Raw genomic sequence first — 6239 nt, 5'->3', positions numbered from 1 at the left:
ACCCCCGACACCCTCCGCCTCTACCCCGACGCCACCGGCACCGCCGAGGTCGTCCTCGCCCCGCCCCGCACCCCCGACGTGCCCGCCGGCCCCAACCCCTTCGCCCTGCAGATCACCCCCGCCGAACACCCCGACCAGATCACCGTCCCCGAGGGCAACCTCACCGTCACCCCCTTCACCGAGCTGAAGGCCGAACTGCTGCCCGGACGGGTCCGCGGCCGCTGGCGCGGCCGCCCCCAACTGGCCGTCGACAACCTGGGCAACGCCGAGGTCACCGCCACCCTCAAGGGCCACGACCAGGCCTCCGACCTCGGCTACGACATCCGCCCCAACACCGTCCAGATCGCCCCCGGCCGCGCCGCCTTCGTCCGCCTGGCCCTGCGCCCCTCCCGCTTCCTGTGGGCCGGCCGCGCCCAAAAACACGACTACGCCGTGGACGTGGCGCGGTCCGGCACCAAGCCGGTCACCGCCAAGGGCGAGTACCTGCAACCGGCACTGCTCGCCGGATGGCTGTCGAAGATCTTCCTGTTCCTGCTGATGCTGGCACTGATCTTCGCCGCGCTGTGGTTCTCCCACCGGCCCACCCTCAGCAGCCAGGCCACCGCCAAGCCGGCGCCGAGCCCGGCCGGGGCGGTGGTGGCGCCCTCGGCGAAGGTGCCCTCGCCCAGCGCCTCGCCGACCCTGCAGGCCACCCCGACACCGACGCCGACCGACGCCGGCGCGGCGGCGCCGACCAAGAAGCCGAGCGGCGGGGGCGGCAACCCCAACGCCCAGCAGCCGGTGCAGGACGCGGACCGCAATGTGCGGCTGCAGAGCGGCCAGAACATCTTCGTGCTGTCGTCCTCGAAGAACCTCTCGGACGGCTCCGGGTTCGTCACCGGCAACTGGGACACCTGGACGGACGTCACCTTCACCGTGCACCGCTACCGCAAGGGCATCGTCGCGCTGGAGGCGACGTCGCGGCGCGGCAGCGTGCTGCAGGCGTCCGACAAGACCATCCAGGACATGGGCCTCCCGGACGGCGTGCAGAGCATCCAGCGCGGCGACCTCACCGACTCCGAGCGCTGGCAGCTGCAGCCGATCGACGGGCACCAGAACTTCTACCGGCTCGTCAACAAGCAGACCGGGCGCTGCCTGGAGGACGAGACCACCCTGCCGGTGAGCCCCAACGCGGCCGGCATCCTGGGCAACCTGGACTGCACCAACGGCTTCGACCCCAACCAGGCCTGGACGTTCAACCAGCTCAACCAGTAGCGGTCCGGCCCGGCGGGCGGTCAGCCGATCAGGGCGCCGCCCGGCACCAGCCGTCCGGCCTTGGCGTACTCGCGGCGGGCGCCCTCCCGGGCCTCCGCCGCGCCGACCGTCCCGCCGCCGGCCGCCGCCAGATAGGCGGCGGTCACCGCGGCCGAGCGGATGCCGCCGCCGGAGAGCTCGAACTCCGCGGCGAGCGCGGCGGTGTCGAGGTCGTCGGCGCACGGCAGCGGGGGCCGCAGGCAGCTCTCCCACAGCGCGCGGCGCTGCCGGGCGTCGGGGAACGGGAAGTCCACGGCGACGTCGAAGCGCCGGGTGAAGGCCTCGTCGAGGTTGCCGCGCAGATTGGTGGTGAGGACGGCGACGCCGTCGAACGACTCCAGCCGCTGCAGCAGGTAGGCGCTCTCCAGGTTGGCGTAGCGGTCGTGGCTGTCCTTCACCTCGGAGCGGCGGCCGAAGACCGCGTCGGCCTCGTCGAAGAGCAGCACCGCGTTGACGTTGTCGGCCTCGTTGAAGATCCGGTCGAGGTTCTTCTCGGTCTCGCCGATGTACTTGTCGACCACGGCGGCGAGTTCGACGACGTAGAGGTCGAGGCCGAGCGCGCCGGCGACGGACTCGGCGGCCATCGTCTTGCCGGTGCCGGAGTCGCCGGCGAAGAGCGCCACCACCCCGGCGCCGCGTCCGCCGCCGCGGCGCATGCCCCAGCCGCGGAGCACCTTGCGGCGGTGGGCGGCGCGGTGCACCAGCTCGCGGACGCGGTCCCGCGGTTCGTCTGGGAGGACCAGGTCGTCGAGGGTGACGGCGGGCCGCACCCGGCGGGCGTGCCGCTCCAGGCCGGAGGCGTTCTGCAGGCGGGCGGCCTCGTGGAGATGGGACGCGAGCAGGGTGCCGCCGTCCGCGGCGGCCAGGTCCGCGGCGGCGCGGGCGGCGCGGCGGATGCGGGCCGGGCCCATCCGGTGCACGGCGGTCTCGGCGTCCAGGTCCAGGTCGGCGGGCGGGCGTTGGCCGGCCTCGGCGAGGGCGGCGCGCCACAGCTCGGCGCGGTCGGCGCCGTCGTCGTCCTCGGCGGTGCGCGCCAGTACGTGCGCGGGCGTCCAGGACGGTTCGAAGGGGGCGGTGCCGAAGAGCACGGCGGGCACCGGGGCGGCGCCGCGCACGGCGGGACGGGCCACCGCGCGCACCCACGGCTCCTCGCCGCCGGCCGGCAGCGGCCCCACCACCAGGACGTCCCCGCCGAGCCGCGCATCCCGCAGCGCATCGGCGACGGCCGCCTCCGCGGGCTCCGCCGTCCGCCCCGGATGCACCACCCGCACCCCCCGCCCGAGCCCGCCGGCCACCCGCTCCACATCCCCCGGCTCCTCGACTCCGCCCCGCACCCGCAGATACACCGGCCGCCCAGGATTTACCCGCAACAGCACCCCGAGCTCGACCTCACCCGAGGCCCCTGCCGCCGCCCGACCTTCGTCCGCGGACGCGTCGGCCCGCCGGCCGACCGCCAACTCGCTCGCGCGGCTCGCCGCGAGCGGCGCCCGCTCGGCCTCGCCGTCGCCGGTCGAGCCGCCGTCCTGGTCCGCCCCGCCAATCCGGCGATCCGCATCCCGCAGCGGCCCGGCGTCTCCCCCCGGCGCTGCTCCGCCGTCCCACGGCCCCGGTTCGGTCTCCTGCGTGGATCCGCCGCTCCGCCGGTCGGCCGCCAACTCGGCTGCGCCTCCCGCCGCGAGCGGCGCCCCCCCGGCCTCGCCCGCCGACGCGGCCCCGCCGTTCAACGCGGACGCGGGCGGTTGCCGTACGGACTCGCCGTGCGGTCCTGCTTCGGTCTCCTGCGTGGATCCGCCGCTCCGCCGGTCGGCCGCCAACTCGGCTGCGCCGCCCGCCGCGAGCGGCGCCCGCCCGGCGTCTCCCTGCGACGCAGGCCCGCCTCCGCGCTGGTCCGCGGCCCATACGTCCTCCGGCCCTTCCTCCTCCACCAGCAAGTGGGACGTGACCGCGTCCGGGACGCGGAGTTCGCGTTCCAGGAGGGGGCGGTCGGTCTGTTCCAGGACGACCAGGCGGCCCTCGATCAGCGGCGCGCACTGCGCCAGCCGCGCGCGGGCCGCGCCGGAGAGCGTGGAGACGCCGGCCAGGTCGAGGGCGAGCCCGACCGTCGCACGGCGGCGGCCGACGTCGTCGTTGAGGTAGCCGTAGAGCGGGCCGAACCGCCGGTCCAGGTCGGGCGCGAGGGCCAGCAGCAGCAGGAGCCGGTCGAAGCCGTCCAGCCCGAAGTCCGCGCAGAGCCGGTCGAGCCGCCGGTGACCCGTCTCCGCCGGCATCCGGACCACCGGCCCGCCCGCCGCCCGCGCGCCCGGCGCGGGCGCCGCGAGCAGCCGGTCCGCGGCCTCCGGCGTGAGGTACAGGCCGCGCAGCGGGTCCTCCGCGGTGGGGTCGTCCCCGGCGAGCGCCGCCACCCGCGCGGCGACCCGCGTCCGCACCGCCTCGACCAGCGACTCCAGCACCGCCGGCTGATCCGCCATCAGGACGTCCCCGCCACGGCGGAGCCGTCCCGCGGCGCGCGCCGCGGCGCGTCCACCGCCGTGCCGTCCACGCTCGTCGCCCGCACCTCCAGTTCGAGCGCGACCGGCGCCGCGTCCTCGTCCGGCAGCGGGAACGGCGCGGTGATCACCACGTCCAGCGACGGCTTCAGCTGCCCGCCGAGCGCCGTCCACAACTCCGAGACCGGCCGGTCGCGATCGCCCCGCATCGCCACCGCGAGCGGCACCGGAAGCCCGGTGCCGCTCAGCGCCGGACCGAGCAGCTCGGCCGGCAGCGTCTCCGTCCGCATCAGGCAGCCGAGCACCGCGGAGAGCAGCCGGTGCTCGTCCTCGGCGCGCGCCGTCCACGCCGTGACCAGGTAGCTCAGCCGGTACCACCGCGGCGGCCGGCGCTGGGCCGTGACCGCGCCGCGCTGGTCCCGGACACCCTGCACCCCGACCTCGCGGCGGGCCAGGTCCTCGTGCACGTCGTAGAGATACGCGTTGACGGTGGGGGCGTTGTGCCGCGCCGCCCACTCCTTGGTGGGGGCCTCCAGAGCCACCTCGACGCCGCTGCCGCGCAGGGCGTTGTCGGCGATGACGCCGCGCAGCGCGGCGTCCACCTCATGAATCACGTTTCGCTGCCTCGCTCGAAGTTGCCGCTCGACCTGCCGTCCACCTGGATCCGCCCGACCGCGGGAGCCGCGGGAGCCGGCGGAGCGCCGTCAGATGAACCCCTCCCGCAGCGCGTACGCCACCGCGTGCGCGCGGTTGCGCAGCTGCATGCGGGTCATCAGGCCCTGAAGGATGTTCTTGATGGTGCGCTCGGAGTACGCGAGCTTCCCGGCGATCTCGCCGGTGTCGAGGCCCTCGGCGACCAGCCGCAGCACCTCCACCTCGCGCCCGGCGAGCCCGCCGTAGCCGATCGGCCCCTGGTTGTCGGGGACGGTCCGCTGCATCCGGCCGACCTGGGTGAGGAGCCGCCCGAGCAGGTCGGGCGGGATACTGCCGTCGCCGCGGTGCGCGCCGAGCACGGCGGCGTGCAGCTGCGAGGCCGTCACGTCGCGCCGCCACAGCACGGTGCTGACACCGCATTCGATGACGCGGAGCAGATCGGCCTCCCGCATCCGGGAGACCAGCAGGACCACCCGGCAGCCGCTGCCGCGCAGCAGCTTGCGGCAGCGTCCGACGACCGTCTCGTCGGCCTGCTCGCCGACGACGACGGCCACCAGCGGACCGGTGTCGCGGCCGTCTCCGGCGTGGACGATCTCAAGATCGGGCTGTTCGCGAAGCTGAGCCACGGCACCGGCCGCGGCGAGCGGATCGTCTGCGTCGACCATTACGGGCACGCGATCCACGGCGCCACCTAGCCTTTCAGTCTCCCGAGCCAGCCCCGCTGACACCCCGTCAGCACCCGGTCGCCATTTGCCATCGTAGACAGCCGTCCCGGGAGCCCCGGTTGCGCCTAGAGGTTCATGCACAGGTCAAGGGTGTATTCTCCACCGGACTCATGTGACTGATGTGAATACAAGCTGACGAATCGGATACGCAGGGCGCACCAACTCGGAACGGACGTTCGAGTAAGGCGCGTTGGCGATGTACAAAAGGGCAAGGTTCGTTGCCCTGGGGTACCACCTCAGGACGTGACGGACGACCCTACAGCACCCGCCGCGCCGTCTCCTCGGCCTCCCGCTCGAAGCGGTCCGAGGGATCGCTGATCCGCACCCCGTCCCCGCGGTCGGTGCCCGCGACGGGTCCGCGGCGCTGCTGCACCACGTGCGTCAGCTCATGGGCGAGGGTGTGCCGGTCGCCGGCGCCGGGGCCCAGCACGATGTGGTTGCCGGACGTGAACGCGAGCGCCCCCACCTCGGCGGCCGACGCGTTCGCCGCGGAGCCGGTGTGCAGGCGGACGTCCCCGAAGTCGGCGCCCAGCCGCTGCTCCATGTCCGCCCTGGTCGAGGCGTCCAACGGGCGCCCCGTGCCGCCCAGCACCTCGTCCACCGCGGACCGCTGCACCACGGCCCGCGCGACGGCGGCGTTGCCCGCCGCCCGCTGCAGCGCCCGAAGCCCGGCCGCCGGCCCGCCGACGGCCGCCCTCGCGGCCGCGGGCTCCGCCCGCTCGCCCTCCGCGGCCGACCGCTCGCCCCGTGCGTACATCCGCCCGGCCTCCCGTTCCGCTCCACACCTCGCCGCCTCCACCCTCCCGTCCGGCGGCCCCGCGACCTAGGACCGGCCGTGCACTCCCGGGGGCAACTCCGGGCAGAGCGAGGGCATCTGGGCACCGCTGAGCGTCGCCACACCCGCGCCGGGCAGGCGGTCCCCTCCCCCAAGACCCTCCTCCTCGCCTGCGGCGACGGCACGGTGACCATCAGCAGCCTGGTCTGGGCGGACTGGGGCGCGCCGACCGCGCACGCCGTCGGCAGGTACGCCGAGGTCAACTGCGTGCCCAGCTGCGCGGGCGGCAAGGAGGTCCCGAACGGC

4 protein-coding genes and 1 pseudogene are annotated in these 6239 nt (G+C 75.3%); 1 reads left to right on the top strand and 4 read right to left on the bottom strand.

Annotated elements, in window-relative coordinates:
- A pseudogene (locus BIV57_RS25055) lies at positions 1-1254 on the top strand (hypothetical protein); the annotation flags it as partial.
- Positions 1255-1274: 20 nt separating this feature from the next.
- Here BIV57_RS25055 and BIV57_RS09125 read toward each other — a convergent pair.
- From BIV57_RS09125 to BIV57_RS09110, 4 genes are all read right to left on the bottom strand, one after another.
- Positions 1275-3761 (bottom strand): ATP-binding protein, encoded by a 2487-nt coding sequence (locus BIV57_RS09125; RefSeq protein ID WP_071656187.1) that lies wholly within the window; start codon positions 3759-3761, stop codon positions 1275-1277.
- Complete coding sequence (locus BIV57_RS09120; protein ID WP_071656186.1) at positions 3761-4393, bottom strand: Pvc16 family protein; 633 nt, start codon at positions 4391-4393, stop codon at positions 3761-3763. The genes BIV57_RS09125 and BIV57_RS09120 overlap by 1 nt, the downstream gene beginning before the upstream one ends.
- A gap of 90 nt (positions 4394-4483) precedes the next feature.
- Positions 4484-5098 carry a helix-turn-helix transcriptional regulator gene (locus BIV57_RS09115; RefSeq protein WP_071656185.1) on the bottom strand — a complete coding sequence of 205 codons (615 nt, stop codon included), beginning with the start codon at positions 5096-5098 and terminating at the stop codon, positions 4484-4486.
- A 316-nt stretch (positions 5099-5414) separates the two neighbouring features.
- On the bottom strand, positions 5415-5915 hold the full coding sequence (locus BIV57_RS09110) for an eCIS core domain-containing protein (RefSeq protein WP_071656184.1): 501 nt from the start codon (positions 5913-5915) through the stop codon (positions 5415-5417).
- Positions 5916-6239 lie beyond the last annotated feature (324 nt).

Origin of the sequence: Mangrovactinospora gilvigrisea, assembly GCF_001879105.1 — a bacterium.
Lineage (GTDB): Bacteria > Actinomycetota > Actinomycetes > Streptomycetales > Streptomycetaceae > Mangrovactinospora > Mangrovactinospora gilvigrisea.
Note: the sequence above shows the minus strand (reverse complement) of the source record. Positions and strands in the feature narration are given on the sequence as shown.

Coding starts and splice junctions, on each gene's coding strand:
- BIV57_RS09110 (WP_071656184.1), bottom strand. CDS start 5,915: ATGTACGCACGGGGCGAGCGGTCGGCCGCGGAGGGCGAGCGGGCGGAG.
- BIV57_RS09125 (WP_071656187.1), bottom strand. CDS start 3,761: ATGGCGGATCAGCCGGCGGTGCTGGAGTCGCTGGTCGAGGCGGTGCGG.
- BIV57_RS09115 (WP_071656185.1), bottom strand. CDS start 5,098: ATGGTCGACGCAGACGATCCGCTCGCCGCGGCCGGTGCCGTGGCTCAG.